General features: G+C 73.5%; 23 protein-coding genes and 1 pseudogene. 15 read left to right on the forward strand and 9 right to left on the reverse strand.

From position 1 onward, the window contains the following. Positions 1–45: 45 nt before the first annotated feature. A pseudogene (locus AMIR_RS43180) lies at positions 46–747 on the reverse strand (MFS transporter); the annotation flags it as partial. Here AMIR_RS43180 and AMIR_RS43185 point away from each other — a divergent pair. Both AMIR_RS43185 and mshC read left to right on the forward strand, forming a co-directional pair. Beyond that, a complete protein-coding gene (locus AMIR_RS43185) occupies positions 746–1027 on the forward strand; it encodes a virulence activator alpha C-terminal domain-containing protein (RefSeq protein WP_187313503.1) in 282 nt (93 codons plus the stop codon). The pseudogene AMIR_RS43180 and the gene AMIR_RS43185 sit on opposite strands and share 2 nt — an antisense overlap. A 214-nt stretch (positions 1028–1241) precedes the next feature. After that, the gene (gene mshC, locus AMIR_RS11035) at positions 1242–2480 is read left to right on the forward strand and encodes a cysteine--1-D-myo-inosityl 2-amino-2-deoxy-alpha-D-glucopyranoside ligase (RefSeq protein ID WP_015801032.1); all 1239 of its coding nucleotides are present in this window, start codon (positions 1242–1244) and stop codon (positions 2478–2480) included. 148 nt (positions 2481–2628) lie between these two features. Here mshC and AMIR_RS11040 read toward each other — a convergent pair whose 3' ends face one another. Together AMIR_RS11040 and AMIR_RS11045 are read right to left on the reverse strand one after the other, a co-directional pair. Continuing rightward, positions 2629–4422 carry a S8 family peptidase gene (locus tag AMIR_RS11040; RefSeq protein WP_015801033.1) on the reverse strand — a complete coding sequence of 598 codons (1794 nt, stop codon included), beginning with the start codon at positions 4420–4422 and terminating at the stop codon, positions 2629–2631. Between the two features lie 200 nt (positions 4423–4622). Next, the gene (locus AMIR_RS11045; protein WP_118948273.1) at positions 4623–5045 is read right to left on the reverse strand and encodes a GbsR/MarR family transcriptional regulator; all 423 of its coding nucleotides are present in this window, start codon (positions 5043–5045) and stop codon (positions 4623–4625) included. A 414-nt stretch (positions 5046–5459) separates the two neighbouring features. Here AMIR_RS11045 and AMIR_RS11050 point away from each other — a divergent pair, with 414 nt between their 5' ends. From AMIR_RS11050 to AMIR_RS11070, 5 genes are read left to right on the forward strand one after another with little or no spacing between them, the layout of a single operon-like run. Continuing rightward, positions 5460–6140 (forward strand): TasA family protein, encoded by a 681-nt coding sequence (locus AMIR_RS11050; protein ID WP_015801035.1) that lies wholly within the window; start codon positions 5460–5462, stop codon positions 6138–6140. A 41-nt stretch (positions 6141–6181) separates the two neighbouring features. After that, positions 6182–6721 (forward strand): hypothetical protein, encoded by a 540-nt coding sequence (locus AMIR_RS11055; RefSeq protein ID WP_015801036.1) that lies wholly within the window; start codon positions 6182–6184, stop codon positions 6719–6721. Further along, positions 6718–7647 (forward strand): signal peptidase I, encoded by a 930-nt coding sequence (locus AMIR_RS42670; protein ID WP_015801037.1) that lies wholly within the window; start codon positions 6718–6720, stop codon positions 7645–7647. Before AMIR_RS11055 ends, AMIR_RS42670 begins: the two co-directional genes overlap by 4 nt. Positions 7648–7685: 38 nt before the next feature. Continuing rightward, positions 7686–8378 carry a response regulator transcription factor gene (locus AMIR_RS11065; protein ID WP_205590432.1) on the forward strand — a complete coding sequence of 231 codons (693 nt, stop codon included), beginning with the start codon at positions 7686–7688 and terminating at the stop codon, positions 8376–8378. Next, positions 8375–8779 (forward strand): response regulator, encoded by a 405-nt coding sequence (locus AMIR_RS11070; RefSeq protein ID WP_015801039.1) that lies wholly within the window; start codon positions 8375–8377, stop codon positions 8777–8779. The genes AMIR_RS11065 and AMIR_RS11070 overlap by 4 nt, the downstream gene beginning before the upstream one ends. Here AMIR_RS11070 and AMIR_RS11075 read toward each other — a convergent pair. Both AMIR_RS11075 and AMIR_RS11080 read right to left on the reverse strand, forming a co-directional pair. Further along, complete coding sequence (locus tag AMIR_RS11075; RefSeq protein ID WP_015801040.1) at positions 8733–9932, reverse strand: GAF domain-containing sensor histidine kinase; 1200 nt, start codon at positions 9930–9932, stop codon at positions 8733–8735. The two genes, AMIR_RS11070 and AMIR_RS11075, sit on opposite strands and share 47 nt — an antisense overlap. 295 nt (positions 9933–10227) lie before the next feature. Continuing rightward, positions 10228–11124 carry a PAC2 family protein gene (locus tag AMIR_RS11080; RefSeq protein ID WP_015801041.1) on the reverse strand — a complete coding sequence of 299 codons (897 nt, stop codon included), beginning with the start codon at positions 11122–11124 and terminating at the stop codon, positions 10228–10230. Positions 11125–11174: 50 nt separating this feature from the next. Between AMIR_RS11080 and metH the strand changes: the two genes are divergently transcribed. Both metH and AMIR_RS11090 read left to right on the forward strand, forming a co-directional pair. Beyond that, the gene (metH, locus tag AMIR_RS11085) at positions 11175–14711 is read left to right on the forward strand and encodes a methionine synthase (RefSeq protein ID WP_015801042.1); all 3537 of its coding nucleotides are present in this window, start codon (positions 11175–11177) and stop codon (positions 14709–14711) included. A gap of 142 nt (positions 14712–14853) precedes the next feature. Next, positions 14854–15486, forward strand: a complete 633-nt coding sequence (locus AMIR_RS11090) for an HAD family hydrolase (protein ID WP_041837613.1) — start codon at positions 14854–14856, stop codon at positions 15484–15486. A gap of 18 nt (positions 15487–15504) precedes the next feature. Here the strand turns inward: AMIR_RS11090 and AMIR_RS11095 are convergent, their stop codons facing one another. Further along, positions 15505–16182, reverse strand: a complete 678-nt coding sequence (locus tag AMIR_RS11095; protein WP_015801044.1) for a (2Fe-2S)-binding protein — start codon at positions 16180–16182, stop codon at positions 15505–15507. After that, positions 16175–16762, reverse strand: coding sequence for a TetR/AcrR family transcriptional regulator (locus AMIR_RS11100; RefSeq protein WP_015801045.1), 588 nt, complete (start codon positions 16760–16762; stop codon positions 16175–16177). The genes AMIR_RS11095 and AMIR_RS11100 overlap by 8 nt, the downstream gene beginning before the upstream one ends. A 76-nt stretch (positions 16763–16838) precedes the next feature. Here AMIR_RS11100 and AMIR_RS11105 point away from each other — a divergent pair, with 76 nt between their 5' ends. The 6 genes from AMIR_RS11105 to AMIR_RS40125 all read left to right on the forward strand — a co-directional run bounded on the left by AMIR_RS11105 (position 16839) and on the right by AMIR_RS40125 (position 21689). Continuing rightward, positions 16839–18089, forward strand: coding sequence for an oxidoreductase (locus tag AMIR_RS11105; protein WP_049796792.1), 1251 nt, complete (start codon positions 16839–16841; stop codon positions 18087–18089). Next, positions 18086–18886, forward strand: coding sequence for an SDR family NAD(P)-dependent oxidoreductase (locus AMIR_RS11110; RefSeq protein ID WP_015801047.1), 801 nt, complete (start codon positions 18086–18088; stop codon positions 18884–18886). Before AMIR_RS11105 ends, AMIR_RS11110 begins: the two co-directional genes overlap by 4 nt. A gap of 92 nt (positions 18887–18978) precedes the next feature. Continuing rightward, positions 18979–19425, forward strand: coding sequence for a GNAT family N-acetyltransferase (locus AMIR_RS11115; protein WP_015801048.1), 447 nt, complete (start codon positions 18979–18981; stop codon positions 19423–19425). A gap of 58 nt (positions 19426–19483) precedes the next feature. Next, a complete protein-coding gene (locus tag AMIR_RS11120) occupies positions 19484–19747 on the forward strand; it encodes a phosphoribosyl-ATP diphosphatase (RefSeq protein WP_041836702.1) in 264 nt (87 codons plus the stop codon). A gap of 31 nt (positions 19748–19778) precedes the next feature. Continuing rightward, a complete protein-coding gene (locus tag AMIR_RS11125) occupies positions 19779–20717 on the forward strand; it encodes an AEC family transporter (protein WP_015801050.1) in 939 nt (312 codons plus the stop codon). 348 nt (positions 20718–21065) lie between these two features. Further along, positions 21066–21689, forward strand: a complete 624-nt coding sequence (locus AMIR_RS40125) for a pectate lyase family protein (RefSeq protein WP_041836703.1) — start codon at positions 21066–21068, stop codon at positions 21687–21689. 44 nt (positions 21690–21733) lie between these two features. On the opposite strand, the gene AMIR_RS11135 is transcribed toward AMIR_RS40125, so the two are convergent. Together AMIR_RS11135 and AMIR_RS11140 are read right to left on the reverse strand one after the other, a co-directional pair. Then, positions 21734–22504: a thioesterase family protein gene (locus AMIR_RS11135; protein ID WP_015801051.1), complete on the reverse strand. Its 771-nt coding sequence runs from the start codon at positions 22502–22504 to the stop codon at positions 21734–21736. Between the two features lie 128 nt (positions 22505–22632). Then, on the reverse strand, positions 22633–23502 hold the full coding sequence (locus AMIR_RS11140) for a RecB family exonuclease (RefSeq protein WP_041837614.1): 870 nt from the start codon (positions 23500–23502) through the stop codon (positions 22633–22635). Between the last annotated feature and the right edge of the window lie 40 nt (positions 23503–23542).

Genomic DNA, 23542 nt, shown 5'->3' on the forward strand with positions numbered 1-23542 from the left:
CAGCGGCACGTTCACCCAGAACACCGCGCGCCAGGTCCACTCGGTCAGGTAACCGCCCGCGAGCGGGCCGACCGAGGTCATCGCGCCGGTCACCGCGAAGAGCAGCGCCATCGCCCTGCCGCGCCGCTCGCGCGGGAGGCCGCGCACCACCAGGCCGATCGCCGCCGGGAACATCAGCGCGCAGCCCACGCCCTGCAGCGCCCGCGCGCCCACCAGCCAGGTCCCGGCCTGCGCCCCGGTGGGTGCGAGGCCGCACAGCGGCGAGGCGGCGCCGAACCAGGTGATGCCCACCAGCGCCATCCGCCTGTGGCCCAGCAGGTCGGCCAGGCGGCCACCCGGCAGGAACGTCGCGGCGGTGGCCAGCAGGGACGCGTTCACCGCCCACTGGACGCCGTCGCGGGTCAGGTCGAGGCCGGACTGGATGGCGGGCGCGGACAGGGCGACGATCGTCTGGTCGATGGTGGTCGTGGACACCGCGATGATCAGGCCCACCAGGGCCCAGGCGCCCGCCTTGGGGTGCGCGGCCGACCCGGCGTCGCCTGCCGAGCCGCTGTCGTCCGCCGACCCGGCGTCGCCTGCCGGTGCGGGAGCGCATTGTGGTGCGGGGGCGGGCTGCGGCGCTGGGGCGGACCGCGGCGCGGTGGTCGGCTGCGGCGCGGAAGTGGGCGACTGCGGTGCGCCCGCTGGTGACGGCATTCCGGGTTCCTCTTTTGACATGTCAACTGTGACATGTCGGACATGGAGCATGGTTGCGGGCCATGAGCCTGAAGCACGCGACGCTCGGACTGCTCGCCCGCAGGCCGGGCTGGTCGAGCCGGAGGAGCGGATCGGGTTCCTGGCGGAGCGCTACGCCTCGGGCAAGGCACGCGAGGAGCGCTACGCGGACATCGAGCGCGAGCTGGAGGGCAACGAGAACGACCTCGCGCTCTACGGGCGGCTCGCGCTGGAGTGGGGACGGCGGTTCAACACCATGCAGCGGGAGTGGGTGGAGTGGGCGATCGGGGAGGTCGGGCCGGGGAGGACCTGACGGCCCTGGCGAGCGGAGCGGTCCGGCGCAGCGGCGCGGGCCTCGGGCGAGGGCTCGGGGAAGTGGCGCCCGGCCGCCGGGCGGTGAGCGTGCGGGCCTCGGGCGGTGACCGCGCGGCCCGTGCGGAGCTGCGGTTTCCCGCGTGGCCGGAGTGATCAGCGTCCCACCGCTCGGACCCCGGTCAACGTCCGCGTTCGCGGGTTATCGTCGAGCCATGCAGACCTGGTCTTCCCCCTCCGTTCCCAAGCTCCGCGGTGCACCCCGCCCACTCCGGCTCCACGACACCGCGACCGGCGAGGTGCGGCCCACCGCGCCGGGGGACACCGCTCGGCTGTACGTCTGCGGCATCACCCCCTACGACGCCACGCACCTCGGCCACGCCGCCACCTACCTGGCGTTCGACCTGGTGCAGCGGGTCTGGCTCGACAACGGGCACGACGTCCACTACGTGCAGAACGTCACCGACGTGGACGACCCGCTGCTGGAGCGCGCCGCCCGCGACCAGGACGACTGGGTCGTACTCGCCATGCGCGAGACCGCCCTCTTCCGCGAGGACATGGAGGCCCTGCGCGTCCTGGCCCCGCGCGAGTACGTCGGCGCCGTCGAGTCCATCCCCGGCATCGTCGACATGATCGAGAAGCTGCTCGCGAGCGGCGCCGCCTACCGGCTGGACGACGACGAGTACCCGGACGTCTACTTCCCGCACGACGCCACGCCGAACTTCGGCTACGAGTCGAACTACGACCGGGAGACCATGCTGCGGCTGTTCGCCGAGCGCGGCGGCGACCCGGACCGGCCCGGCAAGCGGGACCCGCTCGACGCCCTGCTGTGGCGCATGGCCCGGCCCGGCGAGCCGTCCTGGGAGACCTCGATCGGCACCGGCCGCCCCGGCTGGCACATCGAGTGCAGCCACATCGCGCTCGCGAACCTGGACACCCCGTTCGACCTGCAGGGCGGCGGGTCCGACCTGGTCTTCCCGCACCACGAGTACAGCGCCGCGCACGCCGAGGCCCTCACCGGCCAGCACCCGTTCGCCCGGCACTACGCGCACGCCGGGATGATCGGCCTCGACGGCGAGAAGATGTCCAAGTCCAGGGGCAACCTGGTGTTCGTCTCCAAGCTGCGCTCCACCGGCGTCGACCCCGGCGTGATCCGCCTCGCGCTGTTCGCGGGCCACTACCGCGAGGACCGGCCGTGGACCGACGAGCTGTTCGCCGAGGCCGGGACCAGGCTGGCGCTGTGGCGCTCGGCCGCCGACCTGGAGTCCGGGCCGTCCGTCGACGACGTCGTGGCGCGGGTGCGCGAGCACCTCGGCAACGACCTCGACACCCCCAAGGCCCTCGCCGCGCTGGACGCGTGGGCGCGCGAGGCGTGGGACCGGGGCGGCCCCGACACCGAGGCGCCCGGCGTGTTCCGCACCGCCGTGGACGCCCTGCTCGGCATCGCGCTCTGAGCGGCTGAACCGCAGGAAGGGCCGGAAGGCCGGAGGGCCTGGCTCCGGGGTGCGACTCCCCCGGAACCAGGCCCCGCTCAGCCACCGGTCACCCGGCGGGCGGTCCCTCAGCCGCCGGTCACCCGGCCGCCGACGATCCGCCCGGTGGTCACACGTCCAGCGACCACGAGTTCAGCCGACCGGTGTCCAGCGACGCCGCGTCCTGCACCCGCAGCGTCCAGGTGCCGACCACGACCTCGCTCGACGCGTCCACCGTGAAGCTGCGCTTGATGTCGTCCGCGCTGCCCCCGGTCCGGTTGTGCAGGTTGTACACCGACCCGTCCGGCGCGACCAGGTCCACGACCAGGTCACCGATGTAGGTGTGCGTGATGTCCACGGTCACCGTGGTCGTCGCCGAGGCCAGCGCCCCGCACGCCAGGGTGATCGGGCTGCTCACCGTCGAGTTGTCGGCGATCGGGTAGGCGGTGCTGTTGGTGGTCGTCGGGCACTCGGCGCCCGGCTCCACCACCAGCCAGCTGAACGTGGTCGACCCGGACACGCCCAGCGAGTCCGTGGCCGTCACGGTCACCGAGTACGTGCCCGCCGTCGTCGGCGACCCGGAGACCAGGCCGCCGTCGCTGATGGTCACGCCGTCCGGCAGCCCGGTCGCGGTGAACACGTGCGGCGCGGTGCCGCCGAACACCGACAGCTGGAAGCTGACCGAGTCGCCCGCCAGGTTCGCCTTGGCACCGGGGTTGGTGATCGACGGGGTCGTCGTGCTGCCGGTGAACAGCAGCTTGTTCGGCGACCCGGCGCCCGCGTTGCCGATCTTGTCCGAGCTGGCGGCCGAGAGCAGCGCGGCCTCCACGGTCGCGGGCGCGGCGGTCGGGTTCCCCGCCAGGTACAGCGCCGCGCCGCCCGCCACGTGCGGGGACGCCATCGACGTGCCGCTGATGGTGTTGGTGGCGGTGTCGTTGGTGTTCCACGACGAGGTGATGCCCTCACCCGGCGCGAAGAGGTCCGTGCACGTCCCGAAGTTGGAGAACGAGGCGCGCGCGTCCGTCCTGGTCGAGGCGTTCACGCTGATCGCCTCGGCCACGCGGGCGGGGGAGTAGCTGCAGGCGTTCGCGCTGCTGTTGCCCGAGGCCACCACGTGCGTGACGCCCGAGGCGACCGAGGTGCGCACCGCCGCGTCCAGGGTGGCGTCCGCGCCGCCGCCCAGGCTCATGTTCGCGACGGCGGGCTTCACCGCGTTGGCGGTCACCCAGTCGATGCCGCCGACGACGCTGGCCGTGGTGCCGCTGCCCGCGCAGTTGAGCACCTTGACCGCGACCAGCTTCACCTCCTTGGCCACGCCGTACTCCGCGCCGCCGACGGTGCCCGCGACGTGCGTGCCGTGGCCCTGGCAGTCGGTGTTGTTGGTGTCGATCGTGTTGGCGCCCCAGCTCGCCCGGCCGCCGAACGTGCTGTGCGTGGTGCGGATGCCGGTGTCGATGATGTAGGCGGTCACGTTCGACGCGCCCGTCTCGTACGAGTAGGAGCTGTCCAGCGGCAGGTCGCGCTGGTCGATCCGGTCGAGGCCCCACGACGGCGGGTTCGGCTGGACCGCGTCGACGGTGATCCGCAGGTCCGCCTGCACCATCGCGACCTTGGGGTCGGCGGCGAGCTTCGCGGCCTGCTCGGCGGACATGGTGGCGTGGAAGCCGTTCAGGGCGTGCGAGTAGGTGCGCTTGACCTCGCCGCCGTAGCGCGAGGTCAGCGAGGTGGCGGCGCTGGTGGCGGCGGCGCGCGGAGAGGCGTCGTCGCGCAGGGTCACCACGTACGAGCCGGGCACGGCGTCGGCGCTGCTCGCGCCCACGACCTCGCCCGTGGCCCACGCGCTGCCCGCCGTCGTGACGGCCAGCGCGGTCGCTGTGACGGCGGTCAGGCCGAGCGCGGCCAGCCTCCGGTAAGCGTCTCCCATGGCAGGGGTCTCCCTCGATGCAGGGTCGCCCGCGCCGAAGCTGCCGGTGCGCAGCTCCGGCGCGGACTCGAAGGTGGGGGACGTTCGCGCGAACGGGGTGGTTCAGACCTGGTCTTTATCGATCTTGGCGGACTTCCGGCACCGGCTAGTAGCGCCGTTCAGTCGCATTCGAAGGTCGTGACGCTGCGTCGAACAGGTCATCACTGCGTGAAGTGCTCTTTTCGGTGCAGGCGCCAGCGCTCCAGCAGGCCGGTCAGCTCCCGCTCCAGGAACTCGGTGAACGCGAGCGTCCGGTCCAGCCGAGCCCCGGCCGGGGTGCCCGCGAGCGCCTCGGCGCCCTCGCGCAGCGCGCCCTCCCAGTTGATGAGGGCCTGCTCGCGGCGGAACAGCGACTCGTACCAGGCGTCGTCGTAGATCCGGTACACCTCGCGCCGGGTCCCGGCCTCGCGCTCGCGGCTGACCAGGTTGACCTGGTTGAGGTAGCGGACCGCCCCGGACACGGCGGCGGGGGAGATCCGGAGCCGCTCGGACAGCTCCGCCGAGGTCAGCGCGCCGCTGTCGGTCGCCAGCAGCGCCGCGAACACCCGCGCGGGCATCCGGGCCATCCCGGCGTCGCTGAGCATCCCCGCGAACCGCTCGACGAACCGCGACACCGCGGCGTCCACGCCCTCGCCACCACCCGCTCGCACCACGCTCCACCAGCCCTTTCGCCGAGGTGACCGGTGGGTAGTTTACCGAGTTCCATAACTTCACCACCTTCTGAAGGTCAGCCGGTGGCAAACCTCTGCTCCGCGCCCGACAACGCCCCCGGCGGGGCTGTTCAAGCCCGGACTCGGACAAAAACCGCGCCGTCGCACGGTTCAACAAAGCGGCCCTGAGCTGCGAAAACGTCCGCGCCGGGCCCCGTCGCACCGAGGTCGTCATTTTCTTGAGGTGAGCTTGAGGAACGCCTGAGGACCGGTGGAGGTCGGCGGCGCATCGTTTGTCCTACGCAAGGGACGACGACCGCCAGCGAGACCGGACACCAGGGAGTTCCCGTGAAGCACCGCACCACCGCCACCGCCCCCGCCGCCGAGACCACCCGCACCCGCCGCTCGGTCTGGCGCCCGGTCGCCTTCGCCGCCATCGGCGGCTCCGTGCTCGTCGCCATGGGCGTCGGCGTCTACGCGACGCTGCTGGCCACCGCCGCGAACGTCACCCCCGAGTCGGTCACCGACGGCACCCTCAAGCTCACCATGGCCTCCCAGGGCGCGGGCTTCGACCAGGCCGTCACCAACGTGGCCCCCGGCGACACCATCAACCGCTACGTCGACCTCACCAACAGCGGCACCCTGGACGGCCAGGCCATGACGCTGCAGGTCGCCGCCACCGGCGCCAGCACCCTCATCACCGACGGCACCAGCACCAGGGCCCTGCGGGTCAGCATCACCTCCTGCAACGGCGGCACCTGGAACCCGACCACGGGCGTGTGCTCCGGCACCACCGCCGCGCTGCTCGCCGCCACCCCGCTGAGCAGCCTCACCAGCAACGCCTCGCTGATCGCGGGCTCCATCGCCGCCGGTTCGGTGCAGCGCCTGCGCGTCAGCCTGAACCTGCCGGACCAGAACGAGACCACGGTCAACGGCACGCTGCCCGGCAACACCGTGCAGGGCCAGAGCGTGAACCTCACCTACACCTTCGGCCAGACCCAGCGCACCGCCACCACCAGCAACGCCTGACCCGGTCCGGTCGGCAGTCCCCTTGCGATCGAGGAGCCCGGATGAGGACGCTCGCCCGCTGCGCGGTGCTCGGCGCGGCCGTCCTCACCGGGTTCCTCGGGACCGGGACCGCGGAGGCCGCGATCACCGCGACCGCGAGCCAGGCCCTGCCCGCCCCGCCCGCGGGGACCAGCACCACGATCATCGCGTCCGCCGTCATGGTGTCCTCCACGGGAACCGTCTACGCCGGCCAGCCCTACAGCGTCAGCTACACCAGCCTCTCCCGGACCTACGCCTACCCGTCCGTGCGCAACAACGGCACCATCGACATGGTCCGGGCCACCTTCACCATCGCCTCGGGCGGCCTCCCGCTCGCGGGCGCCGCGCTCGACGTGTGCAGCACCGCGTGGAACACCTCCACCGCCACCTGCCCCGGCACCTCGTACCCCGCCGTCCCCGGGACGCCGATCGGCCTCCCGCTCGCCGTCGGCGCCACCGTGCCGCTCCGCCTCACCCTCCCGGCGGGCCTGTTCACGACCGTCTCCGTGTCCGTCTCCGTGGATCGCAACAGCTACCGAACGGCAATCCAGGTGAACTCATGACCACGAGCGCAGCAGGCAAGCCGACCTCCGACCAGGGCGACACCGCGACCGCTCCGAGCGCGACCGCCCCGGCCCCGAGGACCGCGCCGGTCCCGAGGACCGCCGAGACCCCGTTCGGGACCGCGCCCGCCCCCAGGACCGCCGAGACGCCGGGAGCGGACGTGGACACCACCGCCGAGCGCGCCGTGCCCACCGCCAGGACCGGGACCGCGCCCACCGCGCCGACCGGCACCGCGCCGACTGACACCGCGCCCACCGGCACCGAGCCCGTCGCCACCGCGCCCACCGCGAGCGACGAGACCGCCGCCGACACCGCGCTCGCCACCGCCGCGCCCACTGCCGCGCCCACCGCCACCGAGCCCACCGCCACCGCGCCCGCCACGGGCAGCGGGCGGCGCCGCCACAAGGCCCTGCGCGTCCTCGGCGGCGTGCTGCTGTTCCTGATCGCCACCGCAGCGGTCGCCGCCGCCGTCGCCGTCGTCATCCTCAAGATCGGCTTCGCCCCGGTCCTCACCCCGTCGATGAAGCCCGTCTACAACCCCGGCGACCTGCTCATCACCCGCGCCACCCCGGTCTCCGAGATCAAGATCGGCGACGTCGTGGTCCTGCCCCGCCCCGACATGGAGGGCGAGCGGTACGCCCACCGGGTGATTTCGCTGAACACCTCGGAGGGCAGGACCGTCGTGCGCACGAAGGGCGACAACAACACCGACCCCGACCCGCAGGCGCTGCGCATCGAGTCCGCCACCGTGCCGGTCGGCATCGGCGACCTGCCCGGCGTCGGCCGCGCCGCCCTCGCGGTCGGCCAGGCGGGCTGGCTGCGCGTCGCGGTGATCGTCCTGGTCGGCCTCGCGCTCCTGCTCGCGCTCAAGCGCGCCCTCATCCAGCCCGCCCCTCCCGGCAGGCACGCGAAGGGCCGCAGGTGAACGGGCAGGCGCTCGCCGCCCCGGCCACACTGTGCGGCGTGAGCACCTCGAAGGTCCTGGTTGTCGAGGACACCCAGGAGATCCGGACCGTGATCGAGATGGCCCTGACCGACGCGAGGTTCGACGTCCGCAGCGCGGGCGACGGCGACACCGCGCTGGAGCTGGTCCGCCAGTGGGACCCGGAGGTCGTGCTGCTCGACCTCAACATCCCCGGCCCCGACGGCCTGGAGGTCTGCCGCAGGCTGCGCCAGTTCTCCACCGCCTACGTGCTGATGCTGACCGCCCGCGCGGACGAGGTCGACAAGCTCGTCGGCCTGTCCGCCGGAGCCGACGACTACCTCACCAAGCCCTTCTCCCCCAGGGAGCTGGTGGCCCGCGTGCACACCGTGCTGCGCCGCCCCCGCATCCCCGCCGCCCGCGACAGCAGGCGCGTCGTGGGCCCCGTCGAGGTCGACCTGGACGCCAGGTCCGTCGAGGTCAACGGCAACCACGTGGCCACCACGAAGATCGAGTTCGAGCTGCTGGCCGCGATCACCGAGAACACCCGGCAGGTCCGCACCCGCGACCAGCTGCGCAGGCGCGCCTGGGGCGAGGAGTGGCTGGCCGACGACCACGCGGTGGACGTCCACGTGTCGAACCTGCGCCGCAAGCTCGTGGCCGCCGGGGCGCCGCGCGACTTCATCGCCACCGTCCGCGGTGTCGGCTACCGCGTCAACCAGGAGGTCCGATGAACACCAAGCGGCTGCTCGTCGTCGACGACGACCCCGACGTGCGCGAGCTGCTCCTGCTGTCCCTGCTGGACAGCGGCTGGCAGGTCGACGGCACCGGCACCGGCGCGGACGCGCTGGAGCGGTGCCGCGCGGGGCAGGTCGACGGGCTGCTGCTCGACCTGGAGATGCCGGGCGTGAGCGGGCGGGACGTCCTCGCCCAGGTCGCGCTCGACGGCCCCCCGGTCGTGTTCGTCACCGCCTCCCACGAGCCCGCGCTCGACGCCGAGCTGGTCGCCGCGGGCGCGCTCGCCGTGCTGCCCAAGCCGTTCGACCCGCTGCGCATCGGTCACCAGGTCGGCTCCGCGCTCGGCTGGGTCACCACCACGGACGGTCCACCAGAGGACCGCCGACTGGCAGGATGACGGTGAAGGTGCTGCCGATCCCGGCCTCGGACTCCACCGCGATCGTCCCGCCGTGCGACTCCACGATGCCGCGCGTGATCGCCAGCCCCAGGCCCGCGCCACCGCTCTTGGCCCCCAGCTGCACGAACGGCTCGAAGATCCGCTTCACCTCGTCGTCCGTGATGCCCATCCCGTGGTCGCGCACGTAGACCCGCGCCACCGAGCCCTCCACGGAGCACCCCACCTCCACCGGCTGCCCCGGCGGCGACACCTTCACCGCGTTCGCCAGGAGGTTCGTCACCACCTGCACCAGCCGGTCCGCGTCCCCGCGCACGGTCACCGGGTCCTTGCGCGTCACCAGCGGCACGTGGCAGCGCTCGGCCGTGCCCTCCACGGCGATCACCGCGTTCTCCACCACGTCCGCCAGCTCCACCGGGGCGGGCCGCAGCCGCAGCTGCCCGGACTGCACGCGCGACAGGTCCAGCACGTCGTTGGCCAGCCGCACCAGCCGGTCGGTGTTCTTCACGGCGATCTCCACCAGCCGCGACGCCTGCGCCTGCATCTCCCCGAACCGGCCGGACGCCAGCAGCTCCAGCGACCCGTGCACCGACGTCAGCGGGGTGCGCAGCTCGTGGCTCACCAGCGCGGTGAAGTCCCGCTTCACCCGCTCCGCGTCCTGCGCGGCCAGCGTCGACTGCACCACCGCGCACTCCAGCTCCACCCACGCCGCCAGGTCCTTGAGCCGCTGCCGCTCCTGGGCGGACAGCGTGCGCGGCTCCCGGTCCAGCACGCACAGCGTGCCCACCCGGTGCCCGGACGGGGCGCTGATCGGCTGGCCCGCGTAGAACCGCAGGTGATCCTTCGTCACCACCGGGAACCCGGCGAACCTGCGGTCGTCGGACAGGTCGGGAACCTCGAACACGTCGTCCTGCTGGATCGCGTGCGAGCACACGGAGATGCCCCGGCTGGTCTCGGTCGCGTCGAAGCCCGCGCACGACTTGAACCACTGCCGGTCGGTGTCCACCAGGGTCACCACCGCCACCGGGGTGTGCAGCACGTCGCGCGCCAGCCGCGTGATCCGGTCGAAGCGCTCCTCGCGCGGCGTGTCCAGCAGGCGCAGCGCCTTCAGCGCGGCGACCCGGTTGACCTCGGCGTTCCAGGATTCGTCGCTCACATGACGGAGTATTCGTCATCTTTCGCGAGGACTGCCCGCCACGGACGGGTGAGTTCTGCTCGGGCGGGGCAACCGCAGGCGCGTGACCACCGCCGGTAGCGCCCCGCTCGGCCCGTTCACCGGGAAAACGCCCCGACCGGGTGGCGCCGCGCGGGGGAGCGCGCCCCGCAGACCGGTCCCGCGTGCGGGAACGCGCAGCGACGAGGGCTCCCGGCGCGGGATCAGGGGGGTGCAGGGGGGCGGCGACCCGCCCGGACCGTCCGAACCGGACTCCGGGGACGCGGGTCCCCGCAGCTCACAGCCCCGAGGGACCCCGGCCCGGACCGCGCCCGCGCCGCCGCAGGTACCGCTCGAACTCCGCCGCGATCGCGTCCCCGCTCGCCTCGGTGATCTCGATCTCCGCGTCGCCGCGCTCCTCCAGCGCCCGCACGTAGTTGCGCACGTCCTCGTCCTCGTCGGCCATCTCGCTGACCGTGCGCTCCCACTCCTCGGCCTGCTCCGGCAGCGCCCCGAGCGGAACCTCCACGTCCAGGACCTCCTCCACCCGGTGCAGCAGGGCGAGCGTGGCCTTGGGCGAGGGCGGCTGCGACACGTAGTGCGGCACCGCCGCCCAGAACGAGATGGCCGGGATGCCCGCCTGCACGCACATGTCCTGGAACACGCCGACGATCCCGGTCGGACCCTCGTACTTGGTCTGCTCCAGCCCGTACTTCGCGGCGGCGGCCGGGTCGTACGCGGTGCCCGACACCGGGACCGGCCTGGTGTGCGGGGTGTCCATCAGCAGCGCGCCCAGCGTGACCACGGTCGTCACGCCCAGCCGCTCGATGTGCCCGAGCAGCTCGGCCGCGAACTTGCGCCACCGCATGTTGGGCTCTATCCCGTGCACCAGCACGACGTCCGTCGCCGAACCGGGTGGTCTGCACACGGTCAGCCGGGTCGTCGGGAACTCGACCCGCCGGGTGATGCCGTCCACCATGCGGACTGTGGGTCGTGTCACCTGGAAGTCGTAGTACTCGTCCGGGTCGATCTCCGCCAGCGGCTTGGCCTCCCAGGTCAGCTGCAGGTGCTCGATCGCAGTGCTGGCTGCGTCTCCAGCGTCGTTCCACCCCTCGAACGCCGCCACCATGATCGGGTTGGTGAGGGGTTCGTCGGGGTCGAAGGGGGTCTGGGCGGCCTGGTCCGGATCGGTCACCGGGCCAGCCTACGACCCTTCGGGCGCCCCTGACGTCGTAGGCTGGCGCCATGTCGGATCGTGTCTCGTCCCCCCTGCTGGACGCACTCACCGAACGCGTGGTCGTGGCCGACGGGGCCATGGGCACCATGCTCCAGTCGTTCGACCTGTCCCTCGACGACTTCGCAGGCCACGAGGGCTGCAACGAGATCCTGAACACCACCCGGCCCGACGTGGTGCGCGCCGTGCACCGCGGCTACCTGGAGGCGGGCGCCGACGCGGTCGAGACGAACACCTTCGGCGCGAACCTGTCCAACTTCTCCGACTACGGCATCCAGGACCGCATCTTCGAGCTGTCCCGCCTCGGCGCCCAGCTCGCCCGCGAGGCCGCCGACGAGCACTCCGAGCCGGGACGCCCGCGCTTCGTGCTCGGCTCGGTCGGCCCCGGCTCCAAGCTGCCCACCCTCGGCCACGTCGCCTACTCCGTGCTGCGCGACTCCTACGTGGAGCAGATCCGCGGCCTGCTGGTCGGCGGCTCCGACGCGATCATCGTCGAGACCTCGCAGGACCTGCTCCAGACCAAGGCCGCCATCGTCGGGGCAAGGCGCGCCATGGACGCCGAGGGCCTGCGCGTGCCGATCATCGCCCAGGTCACCGTCGAGACCACCGGCACCATGCTGCTGGGCTCCGAGATCGGCGCCGCCCTCACCGCCCTCGAACCGCTCGGCATCGACCTGGTCGGCCTGAACTGCGCCACCGGCCCCGCCGAGATGAGCGAGCACCTGCGGCACATCGCCAAGCACGCCCGCATCCCGCTCTCGGTCATGCCCAACGCGGGCCTGCCGCAGCTCGGCCCCAACGGCGCGGTCTACCCGCTCGGCCCCGAGGAGCTGGCGCAGGCGCTGCGCGGGTTCGCCACCGAGTTCGGCGCCCGCCTGGTCGGCGGCTGCTGCGGCACCACCGCCGAGCACGTCCGCCAGGTCGCCGCCGCCGTGCGCGACCTCGGCCCCACCACCCGCCGCCCGCGCCCCGAGCCGGGCGTGTCCTCGCTCTACCAGGCCGTGCCGTTCCAGCAGGACGCGTCCGTGCTGATGATCGGCGAGCGCACCAACGCCAACGGCTCCAAGGCCTTCCGCGAGGCCATGCTCGCCGACCGCTGGGACGACTGCGTCGGCATCGCCCGCGACCAGACCCGCGACGGCGCGCACCTGATCGACCTGAACATCGACTACGTGGGCCGCGACGGCGTCGCCGACATGTCCGCGCTCGCCTCCCGCCTGGCCACCGCGTCCACCCTGCCGATCATGCTCGACTCCACCGAGCCCGAGGTGCTGCAGGCCGGTCTGGAGCACCTGGGCGGGCGCTGCGCGGTCAACTCGGTCAACTACGAGGACGGCGACGGCCCGGACTCGCGGTTCCAGCGCATCATGCGGCTGGTCGCCGAGCACGGCGCGGCCGTCGTCGGCCTGTGCATCGACGAGGAGGGCCAGGCCCGCACCGCCGAGTGGAAGGTCCGGGTGGCCATCCGCATCATCGAGGACCTGGTCGGCAACTGGGGCCTGCGGCACGGCGACATCATCATCGACTGCCTGACCTTCCCCATCTCCACCGGCCAGGAGGAGGTGCGGCGCGACGGCGTGGAGACCATCGAGGCCATCCGCGAGCTCAAGCGCCGCTACCCCGAGGTGCGCACCACGCTCGGGCTGTCCAACGTGTCCTTCGGCCTCAACCCGGCCGCCAGGCAGGTGCTGAACTCGGTGTTCCTGCACGAGTGCGTGCAGGCCGGGCTGGACACCGCGATCGTGCACGCCTCCAAGATCGTGCCGATGGCGCGCATCCCCGACGAGCAGCGCGCCGTCGCGCTCGACCTGGTCTACGACCGCAGGCGTGAGGGCTACGACCCGCTGCAGCGGCTCATGGAGCTGTTCGAGGGCGTCACCACCTCCGCGTCCAAGGCCACCCGCGCCCAGGAGCTGGCCGCGCTGCCGCTGTTCGAGCGGTTGCAGCGGCGCATCGTGGACGGCGAGCGCAACGGCCTCGAGGCCGACCTGGACGAGGCGCTGACCCGGCGGCCCGCGCTCCAGATCATCAACGACACCCTGCTGGCGGGCATGAAGACCGTCGGCGAGCTGTTCGGCTCCGGCCAGATGCAGCTGCCGTTCGTGCTCCAGTCCGCCGAGGTCATGAAGACCGCCGTCGCGCACCTGGAGCCGCACATGGAGCGCTCCGACGACGGCGGCAAGGGCCGCATCGTGCTCGCCACCGTCAAGGGCGACGTGCACGACATCGGCAAGAACCTGGTGGACATCATCCTGTCCAACAACGGCTACGAGGTCATCAACCTCGGCATCAAGCAGCCCATCAGCGCGATCCTCGACGCCGCCGAGAACCACCGCGCCGACGCCATCGGCATGTCCGGCCTGCTCGTCAAGTCCACGGTGATCATGAAGGAGAACCTGGAGGAGATGAACTCGCGCGGGGTCGCCGCCCGCTGGCCGGTGCTGCTCGGCGGCGCCGCCCTCACCCGCGCGTACGTGGAGAACGACCTCACCGACACCTACCTCGGCGAGGTCCGCTACGCCCGCGACGCGTTCGAGGGCCTGCGGCTGATGGACGCGGTCATGGCGGCCAAGCGCGGCGAGTCCCCGCTGATCGACCCGGAGGCCGAGCGCAAGGCCGCCGAGCGCAAGGCCCGCCGCGAGCGGTCGCTGCGCATCGCCGCCGAGCGCAAGGCCGCCCAGCCCGAGCCGGAACCGGTGTCCCGCTCGGACGTGGCCGCCGACCTGCCCGTCCCCACCCCGCCGTTCTGGGGCACCCGCGTGGTCAAGGGCGTGCCGCTGGGCGACTACTCGGCGCTGCTCGACGAGCGCGCCACGTTCATGGGCCAGTGGGGGCTGCGCGGCTCGCGCGGCAGCGGACCGTCCTACGAGGAGCTGGTCGAGACCGAGGGCCGCCCCCGGCTGCGCTACTGGCTGGAGCGGCTGGCCACCGAGGGCGTCCTCGCGCACGCCGCCGTGGTCTACGGGTACTTCCCGTGCGTGTCCGAGGGCGACTCGCTGGTGATCCTGGGCGAGCCGTCGGTGGACGCGCCCGAGGTGACCCGGTTCGCGTTCCCCCGGCAGAAGCGGGACCGGCGGCTGTGCCTGGCCGACTTCTGGCGCCCGCGCGAGTCCGGCGAGGTCGACGTGGTGCCGTTCCAGCTGGTCACCATGGGGCAGCCGATCGCCGACTACGCCAACGAGCTGTTCGCCAAGGACGCGTACCGCGAGTACCTGGAGGTGCACGGCCTGGGCGTGCAGCTCACCGAGGCGCTCGCCGAGTACTGGCACAAGCGGGTGCGCGAGGAGCTGACCTGGCCGGGCGGCGGGGTCGTCGCGGCCGAGGACCCGGCCGACGTGGAGGAGTACTTCAAGCTCGGCTACCGGGGCGCCCGCTACTCCCTGGGCTACGGGGCGTGCCCCGACATGGAGGACCGGACCAAGGTCGTCGCGCTGCTCGAACCGGGCCGCATCGGCGTGAAGCTGTCCGAGGAGCTCCAGCTGCACCCCGAGCAGTCCACCGACGCCTTCATCGCCCACCACCCCGAGGCGAAGTACTTCAACGCCTGACCCCCGGCCCACGCGGCCCATCGCTCAAGGTCGAGCGGCACGTCGGAACGACCCGGCGGCGCGTCCCCCGAACGGGGGCGCGCCGCTTCGTCGCGAGAAGAGGAGATCGAGAGTGCGCACCCCCGCCGCCGTCCTGTGGGACATGGACGGAACGCTGCTGGACTCGGAGAAGCTCTGGGACATCCCCCTCCACGAGTTCGCCGAGGAGCGCGGCGGGACGCTGTCGCCGGCCACCAGGCAGCGGATCATCGGCTCGAACCTGCCCACCACCATGGGCATCCTGTTCGACGAGGTCGGCCTCCAGGCCACGCCCGAGGGCCTCGAGGAGGGCGGGCGCTGGCTGCTCGCCCGCACCGAGGAGGTGTTCCGGGAAGGGCTGCCGTGGCGGCCGGGCGCGCAGGAGGCGCTGCGGGCGGTGCGCGACGCCGGGGTGCCGATGGCGCTGGTGACCTCCACGGACCGCAGGCTCACCGAGGTCGCGCTCGACACCCTCGGGCGGGACCTGTTCGACGTGACCGTGTGCGGCGACGAGGTGGAGGGGCGCAACAAGCCGCTGCCCGACCCGTACCTGAAGGCCGCGCGGCTGCTCGGGGCGGAGCCGGAGCGGTGCGTGGCGGTGGAGGACTCGCCGACCGGAACCAGGTCCGCGGTGGCCGCCGGGTGCACCGTGCTCGTGGTGCCGTGCGAGATCCCGGTGCCGCAGGGCGAGCGGCGGGTGTTCCGGGAGTCGCTGATCGGGGTGGACGCGGTGGTGCTCGCGGAGCTGCTGGGCTGAGGCTGCCGGGCTGGGCGGTCAGCGGGGCGGGAGGGGGCAGTCGCCGCAGGTGCCCCCGCCCGCCACCCGGTAGTACAGGCAGCAGGAGCGGCGGCGGAAGGCGACCTCTCCGGGGAAGTCGATGAAGTCGCCGGTGTCCGCGAGCTTCCCCGCGGCGAGCAGCTCGCGGCCCTTCGCGACGCAGGTCTCGGCGTCGACCGGGCGCCGCGGCGGGGGAGTGCGGGCGAGGGTGCGCAGGGCGCCCGCGACGTTCGAGGCGGCGTTGCCCCACAGCAGGCCCTCGGCCACCCCGGACGCCGCGCGCACCGCCGCGACCACCGGGGCCAGCGCGGCGGTGAGGTCCCCGGTGGCCGCGACGGGCTCGGCCAGGCGCACCCGCAGGCCGTCCGGGTCGTAGCGCCACCACAGGTTCTCCGGGCGCACGTCCGGGACCGGCAGGCCCAGCGCGCTCGCGGCGGTGACCGGGCTGAGCAGGCGCGCGGTGTGCGCGAGGAAGAACAGCGACCCGGCGACGCGGCGCTCGGCGGTCCGGTAGCGGGCGGCGATGGCGTCCAGCGCGGCGGGCAGCCCCGTGCCGTCCAGCAGCGCGGCGCCGGGGTGCCAGGTGTGGTCGGGGCGGCCGACGTCGAGCGCGAAGAACGGGCTGATCACCCGGATCTCGCGCAGCGCGGACAGCACGGGCGCGTAGTCAGGCACCCGCGACCCCCGGCAGCGGGCCGACGGTGGCCCGGACGATCCGCGCCACGAGCGCGTCCACGTCCTCGCCCGGCCCCGGTCGCACCGCACCGTCCCTGAGCAGCGCGTACAGGCCGTGCACCAGCGCCCACACGCCGGTGGCGAGCGCGCCGGTCTCGTCGGTGCAGGTCGTCGTCACGCCCAGCGAGGCCGCGACCTCGGCCAGCGCCCGCGCCGACGCCTCCTGCACCTCGGGGCGGGTGCTGCACGTGCTGTCCACCATCAGCTGGTGCAGGCCGGGGTTCGCGAGCCCGTGCCGCACGCCCTCGGTCACCACGACCACCACGAGGTCCTCGGGCGCGGCGGTGGCGAGCGCCGCGATCACCCGCTCGGCCATCTCGCCGAACCCGTGCACGGCCAGCGCCGCGAGCAGGGCCTCCTTGTCGGCGTAGTGCCGGTACGGGGCGTTGGGGGACACGCCCGCCGCGCGGGCCACCGCGCGCAGCGACAGGCCGTCGCTCCCGGAGGACTCCAGCAGCTCCAGCGCCGAGCGCAGCAGCGCGGCCCGCAGGTCGCCGTGGTGGTACGTCGCCCGAGTCATGTTGACATCGTACACTTGAGCTGTAAATGTGTGCGGCGTCAACAATGTGGACGCTGTACACACATGAGGGGTGCGCATGGGCGGGACGGGCAGGCCGAGGGAGGTGGTGGCGGCGCTGGGCGATCCGCTGCGGCTGGCGAGCGGGTCGGTGCTGCCGAACCGCGTCGCCAAGGCCGCGCTGGAGGAGTTCCTGGCGGTGGACGGCCAGCTGCCGGGGGACGAGCTGATCGCGCTCCACCGGCGGTGGGCGCGCGGCGGCGCGGGGCTGCTGATCACCGGGCACGTGATGGTCGACGGTCGGGCCGTGGCCGACCCGCGCGACGTGGTCCTGGAGGCCGGGACCGACCTGGAGCCGTTCCGGCGCTGGGCGTCGGCGGCGCGCTCCGGCGGCGGTCAGGTCTGGATGCAGATCAACCACCCCGGCCGGGTGGTGTTCGCCGACCAGGGCGGGCTCGCCTGGTCGGCATCGGCCAAGCGGGTCGAGATGGGCGCGTTCACCTGGCTGTACGCGACGCCGGTCGCCATGACCGGTGAGCAGATCGCCGAGGTCGTGGCCCGGTTCGCCGACACCGCCGCGCAGGCCGAGCGGGCCGGGTTCGACGGCGTCGAGGTGCACGCCGCGCACGGGTACCTGATCGGGCAGTTCCTGTCGCCGCTGGTCAACCGCAGGGCGGACGGCTACGGCGGCGACCTGGCGGCGCGGGCGAGGCTGCTGCTGGAGGTGGTCGCGGCGGTGCGGGGCGCGGTCTCGCCCGGCTTCGCGGTCGGCGTCAAGCTCAACACCGCGGACTTCCAGCGCGGCGGCTTCCAGCCGCAGGACGCGGCCGAGGTGATCGGGATGCTGTCCGGGGCGGGCGTCGACCTGGTCGAGCTGTCCGGGGGTTCGCTGGAGAGCCTGGCGATCATGGGCCACGCGGCCGACGAGAGCACCCTGGCCCGCGAGGCGTACTTCCTGGACGCCGCCGCGTCGATCCTCGCCGACGCCCCGCTGCCGGTGATGATCACCGGCGGGGTGCGGCGGCTGCCGGTGGCCCGGCGGGTGCTGGAGAGCGGCGCGTCCGTGGTCGGCGTGGGCACCGCGCTGGCCGTGGACCCGGACCTGCCGCACGCCTGGATCGCGGGCGAGCACGCGGAGGCCACGCCCGTCCGGGTGAACTGGCCCGACAAGAAGCTCTCTTCCGCCGCCGTGCAGGCCCTGGTCCACGCCAGGATGGAAGACCTCGCCGCGGACCGCGACCGCTCCACCGGCCCGCTCAGGGCGCTGCTGACCGAACGACTGCGTCGCCGCCCCGCGCTGCGCCGCTACCGGAAGTGGGGGAAGGCATGACCTACCGGGGGACGACCGCGCTGGTGACCGGCGCGACGAAGGGGCTGGGCCGGGCGCTGGCCGAGGAGTTGGCCGCGCGTGGCGCCGACCTGGTCCTGGTGGCCCGCTCGCGCGCCGCGCTGGACGAGCTGGCCGACGAGCTGCGCGCGCGCACCGGCGTGACCACGCGGGTGATCGCGGCCGACCTGACCGACCGCACGTCCCGCCGCGCGGCGCTGGCCGAGCTGGGCGAGCAGCCGATCGACCTGCTGCTCAACAACGCGGGCGCGGGCTCGGTCGGCCCGTTCCTGGGCACGCCGCTGGCCGAGCACGTCGACTCGATCGCGCTGAACGTGGAGGCCCTGACCGAGCTGACCCACCACATCGCCGGGGCGATGCGCCGGGCCGGCCGGGGCACGGTCGTGAACGTCGGCTCCACGGCCGGCTACCTGCCGGTGCCGTACCAGGCGAGCTACGGCGCGACGAAGGCGTACGTGCGCTCGTTCACCGAGGCGCTGCGCGTGGAGCTGCGGGGAACCGGCGTGCGCGTCGTGGCGGTCAACCCCGGAGCCATCCGAACCGCCTTCTTCGACGGCAAGGACGTCACCATCGACCCGCGCGCGTACGACACCCCGGAACGGGTGGCCCGCGACGTCCTCGACCACGTCCGGTCGGGCCGGGCGGTGTCGATCCCCGGCATGAAGGCCAACGCGGCGATGATCGTGGTGTCGTCGCTGCTGCCGATGCGGGTGAAGGCGCGGGTGATGGCGGTGCTGAACCGGGGGCTGGGCTTCGACCGGCTCGGGGCTGCGGAGTAGGGGCAGCGGAGTAGGGCCTGCGGAGTAGGGGCCGCGGGCGCGGACGGGAAACCCGCTCGCGCCCACCGCCCCCACCGGGCACGATCACCGCCATGGCCTGGCTCCCCACCGACTTCGCCCACCCCCTCCGCGCCGAGATCGGCACGGGTCACCACCTGCGGCCCATCCGCGAGTCCGACACCGAACTCGACTACCCGGCCGTCATGAACTCCCGTGACCGCCTCTGGTCCCTGTACGGCGAGGCCTGGGGCTGGCCCCCGGCGACGATGACCGTCGAGCAGGACCGGGAGGACCTCGCCCGCCACGAGCGGGAGATCGAGGCGCACGAGTCGTTCAACTACGCGCTGTTCGACGCCGACGAGACCGAGCTCCTCGGCTGCGTCTACATCGACCCCGCCGACGCCCCCGCCGACGCCCGGATCTCCTGGTGGGTGGTCGACCCGCTCGTCGGCACCGACGTCGAGCGCGCCCTCGACGAGTTCGTCCCCCGCTGGATCGCGGAGGCCTGGCCGTTCACCGGTCCGGAGTACCGGATCTGAGGCCGCCCGCCGGAGCCCGCTGCTCGGGGCCGACCGGGGGATGCGAGGATCAGGCACCGTGAAGACCTTCGACGAGCTGTTCGCCGAGCTGAGCGAACGCGCCCGAACCCGCCCCGAGGGGTCCGCGACCACGCAGGCGCTGGCCGACGGCGTGCACGCCCAGGGCAAGAAGGTGCTGGAGGAGGCGGGCGAGGTGTGGATCGCCGCCGAGCACGAGTCCGACGACCGCCTCGCCGAAGAGGTCTCCCAGCTCCTCTACCGCGTCCAGGTGCTCATGCTGGGTCGCGGCCTGAGCCTCGAAGACGTCTACCGGCACCTGTGACAGCCAGGTCCGCCGCGGTCGTGAGCTGACCGTGGGCGGAGTGCTCGGCGGGTTCCTGCCCATCTGGGTGCTGACCGGGATCGGCTTCGCCTCGGCGCGCGGCGGCGTGCTGGGGCGGGGCGCCGAGCAGGCCCTCGGCCGGTTCGCGTTCCACCTGGCCATGCCCGCGGTGCTGTTCACCACCCTGATCGACACCGATCCCTCCCGGCTCGCCAACGCCGGGGTGCTGGCCTTCGTCGCCTCCACCGCCGTGGTGTGCGTCGCGGGCTACCTGCTGCACTGGAAGCTGTTCCGCACCCCGCACGACCAGCGCGTCCTCGGCGGCATGGCGTCCGGGTACGTCAACGCGGGCAACCTCGGCATCCCCATCGCCATCGGCGTGCTCGGGGACTCGTCGTTCATCGCCGCCGTTCTGCTGTTCCAGCCGCTGGTGATGATGCCGATCGTGCTCGGCGCGCTGGAGGCGGGCGCGGGCGGGCGGGTCCTGCGCACCCTCGCGCTGCTGCCGGTGCGCAACCCGGTGATCGGCGCTTCCGTGCTGGCCGTCGCGGTGGCCGCCACCGGCTGGGACCCGCCGCAGATGCTCCTGGCACCGATCGCGGCGCTGGGCGCGGCGGGCGTGCCGACCGCGCTGGTGGGGCTGGGCATGTCGCTGGCGGGCCGCCGCCACGCCGACGACCTCGCGACGGGCGACCCCGTCGAGCGCCCGGTCGAGCCGAGGGCCGCGCTGTGGACGGCGGTGGCGCTCAAGCTGCTCGCGCACCCGCTGCTGGCGCTGGCGTTCTGCGTGCTGCTCGACGTCGAGGGCGACCTGCGCCGCGCCGCGATCGTCTGCGCCGCCCTGCCGACCGCGCAGAACGTGCACGTCGTGGCCACCCGCTACCTGCCCGGCACGTCGACCACCCGCAACACGGTCCTGGTGACGACCGCCCTGTCGATGCTCACCCTGACCGCCGCCGCGCTGCTCTAGCCGCCCTGCGCCAGCTGCCCTGCGCCAGCTGCGCAGCGGCCACGTCCCGCGCTGGCCCGGCCGGGTGGTCCCCGCCCGCCCGGCGTTATCGGCCGCTCCACCCCGGTGTCTGTGTCGTGGGGGCAACGCGCCCCCACGACACCCATCTCACCGTGGAGATGCCCTCATGTCCCCTCTCGCGCACCGCCGGGCCTCGGCCTGCGCGGGCGCGGCGGTCGTCCTCACCTCCACCGGGTGCCGCGTCGCGTACGCGGTCAGCAGCCAGTGGCGGGGCGGGGTCAACGCCGACGTCACCATCACCAACCTGGCGCTTCCGCCAGGGCGACCTCTACCCCGACGAGCATCACCGTGCAGAACTCGATCAACGCCAACCCGATCAACCAGCAGTTCGGCGCGCACACCGAGACCGGCCCGTTCACCTGGCGCCGGAACCTGTTCGCGAACTCCCACGGGCGCAACCCCATCAAGGGCAACACCCAGTTCGTGAACAACGTCGTCTACAACTACCAGGCCGCCTACACGGCCGGGAACTCCAGCGGCCACTTCCTGCACGACGTCGTCGGCGACCACTTCATCACCGGCCCGCGCACCACCCGCGCCGCCAACGCCTACTACCAGCTCGGCAACCAGTCGCTGCACACCGGCGGCGACCTGCTCGACGACAACCGGGACGGCGCGCTCAACGGGTCCGCGCTCGCCCTCGACACCGCCTCCAACAAGACCCTGATCGGCACCGACAACGACGCCACCGACGTCGGCAAGCTCAGCGCGGCCTTCCACCACAACTGGTTCGCCGAGCTGGTCGACCAGCGGATGCCCCGCGTGCTCTACGGCAAGGGGCACGTCTGCAACAACTGCTACACGGCCACGGCCACGGGTACGCGGTGGGCGAGGGCGGCGGGGTCGCGCCGTTCGCCAACCCGCCGTACGCCTACAGCCCGGACGCGGCGTCGGCGGTCCCCGGCGTGGTGAACCGGAGCTGTGGAACGGGCTGCACAGCACGAGCGGCGCCTCGGTCACCTCTCCCGCACGAACAGCGCCTGCGCGGTCCGCCCCACCGCGCCCTCCAGGTCGTGCACCACGCTGCTGGCCACCCCGACCCCGGTCGGCCCGACCACGGTCTCGGCGTCCAGCGCGAACCACTCGCCCACCGGCTCCCGGTGCAGGTGCACGGTCAGCTCGGTGTTGATCGCGTACCACCGCCGGATGTCCAGCCGCGTCGACACCCCGCTCGCCGAGTCCGCCACGGTGAACAGCCGCTGCGCCGCGCTCGCCTCCTCGCCCGCCACCACCGGGACGCGCGGCCGGGCCCACACGGCCGCGTCGCCGGGCGTCGCGAGCCCGCCGCTGACCGACCGCCACTCCATCGCCTGCAGGTACCCGCACGTCCAGTCGCCGGGCACCGAGAACTCCGCGCACGCGGACGGCGGCGGCAGCAGCTCGGGCTGCCCCGACGCCACCGACGCCGTCGCGCCGGGGGCGACTCGCCACGCCGACGCCCGCAGCACCTCCCGGCCCTCGTGCGCGAGCACCGCCGCGAGCAGCTCCACCGACCGGCCGGGCCGCACCACCGAGGCCGACACCACCAGCTCCGCCACCGGCACCGGCCCGAGCACGTCGAACGCCACCCGCGACAGCACCCCCGAGCCCGGCAGCCGCTCCAGCTCCCGCACCAGCAGCGCGGACGGCGGACCCAGGTGCTGGCTGTCCGCCGACCACGGCCCGACGGTGTGCTTGGTCGCCGCGTACCGGTCCCCGCCCAGCGGCGCGTAGAACGCCTCCACCACGAACACCCCTCCCGACGAGCCGATGCCGGAAGCCCCCGGCCGATCCCAGCCCCGGCCGATCCGGCCGCGGCGACTCCGAGCCCAGCAACCCCAGGCTCAGCAGCCCGGCAGCCCCAGCCGCTCCAGCCCTAGTCGACCCGGTCCGCCGCGCTCTCCGCCACCGCGCCCGGCTCCGGCCAGCCCGGATACGGCGGCGGCGTCCCGTCGAACGCCGGGCACAGCGCCTTGTGGTCGCAGTAGTCGCACAGCCTGCTCGGGTTCGGCCGGAAGTCGCCGGTGCGCCCGGCGCGCAGGATCGCCTCCCAGATCGCCTCCAGGGTCCGCTCGAACCTGGCCAGCTCGCCCTCGTCCGGCGAGTACGCCAGCGCCTGCCGGTCCGCCAGGTACATCAGCCGCAGCTGCCGGGGCACCACCCCGCGCTGCCGCCACAGCACCAGCGCGTAGAACTTCATCTGGAACAGCGCCTTGCCCTCGACGTGCTCGCGCGGCGCCGCGCCGGTCTTGTAGTCGACCACCCGGATCTCCCCGGTGGGCGCCACGTCGACCCGGTCCACGTACCCGCGCAGCAGCACCCCGGACGGCAGCTCCCACTCGACCAGCAGCTCCCGCGACTCCGGGTCGAACCGGCGCGGGTCCTCCAGCCCGAAGTAGCCCTCCAGCAGCTCGCGCGCCGACGTCAGCCAGTCCGCCTGCTCCTCGTCCTGGTCCGCGCCGAACAGCTCCGCGAACTCCGGCCGCTCCTGCCGCACCCGCGCCCAGGCGGGCTCCACCAGCTCCCTGGCCCGCTCCGGCACCCGCTCGGCGGCGGGCAGCGCGAACAAATCCTCCAGCACGGCGTGCACGACCGTGCCCCTGACCTGGGCCTTCGTCGGCTTCTCGGGGAGCCGGTCGACCGCCCGGAAGCGGTAGAGCAGCGGGCACTGCTTGAAGTCGCCCGCGCGGGAGGGCGACAGGGCCGGCCTGCGCACGGGGCGATCGGATGTGGTGGGCGCTGCCATGCGGAGCACAGTAGGCCACCCCACCGACACTCCCGGCCGC

Origin of the sequence: Actinosynnema mirum DSM 43827 (assembly GCF_000023245.1) — a bacterium.
GTDB lineage: Bacteria > Actinomycetota > Actinomycetes > Mycobacteriales > Pseudonocardiaceae > Actinosynnema > Actinosynnema mirum.

Bases quoted from the DNA above. Each gene is read 5' to 3' on its own strand.
- AMIR_RS43185 (WP_187313503.1), top strand. From the start codon at position 746: ATGGTTGCGGGCCATGAGCCTGAAGCACGCGACGCTCGGACTGCTCGC.
- mshC (WP_015801032.1), top strand. From the start codon at position 1,242: ATGCAGACCTGGTCTTCCCCCTCCGTTCCCAAGCTCCGCGGTGCACCC.
- AMIR_RS11040 (WP_015801033.1), bottom strand. From the start codon at position 4,422: ATGGGAGACGCTTACCGGAGGCTGGCCGCGCTCGGCCTGACCGCCGTC.
- AMIR_RS11045 (WP_118948273.1), bottom strand. From the start codon at position 5,045: ATGCTCAGCGACGCCGGGATGGCCCGGATGCCCGCGCGGGTGTTCGCG.
- AMIR_RS11055 (WP_015801036.1), top strand. From the start codon at position 6,182: ATGAGGACGCTCGCCCGCTGCGCGGTGCTCGGCGCGGCCGTCCTCACC.
- AMIR_RS42670 (WP_015801037.1), top strand. From the start codon at position 6,718: ATGACCACGAGCGCAGCAGGCAAGCCGACCTCCGACCAGGGCGACACC.
- AMIR_RS11070 (WP_015801039.1), top strand. From the start codon at position 8,375: ATGAACACCAAGCGGCTGCTCGTCGTCGACGACGACCCCGACGTGCGC.
- metH (WP_015801042.1), top strand. From the start codon at position 11,175: ATGTCGGATCGTGTCTCGTCCCCCCTGCTGGACGCACTCACCGAACGC.
- AMIR_RS11090 (WP_041837613.1), top strand. From the start codon at position 14,854: ATGGACGGAACGCTGCTGGACTCGGAGAAGCTCTGGGACATCCCCCTC.
- AMIR_RS11100 (WP_015801045.1), bottom strand. From the start codon at position 16,762: ATGACTCGGGCGACGTACCACCACGGCGACCTGCGGGCCGCGCTGCTG.
- AMIR_RS11105 (WP_049796792.1), top strand. From the start codon at position 16,839: ATGGGCGGGACGGGCAGGCCGAGGGAGGTGGTGGCGGCGCTGGGCGAT.
- AMIR_RS11110 (WP_015801047.1), top strand. From the start codon at position 18,086: ATGACCTACCGGGGGACGACCGCGCTGGTGACCGGCGCGACGAAGGGG.
- AMIR_RS11115 (WP_015801048.1), top strand. From the start codon at position 18,979: ATGGCCTGGCTCCCCACCGACTTCGCCCACCCCCTCCGCGCCGAGATC.
- AMIR_RS11140 (WP_041837614.1), bottom strand. From the start codon at position 23,502: ATGGCAGCGCCCACCACATCCGATCGCCCCGTGCGCAGGCCGGCCCTG.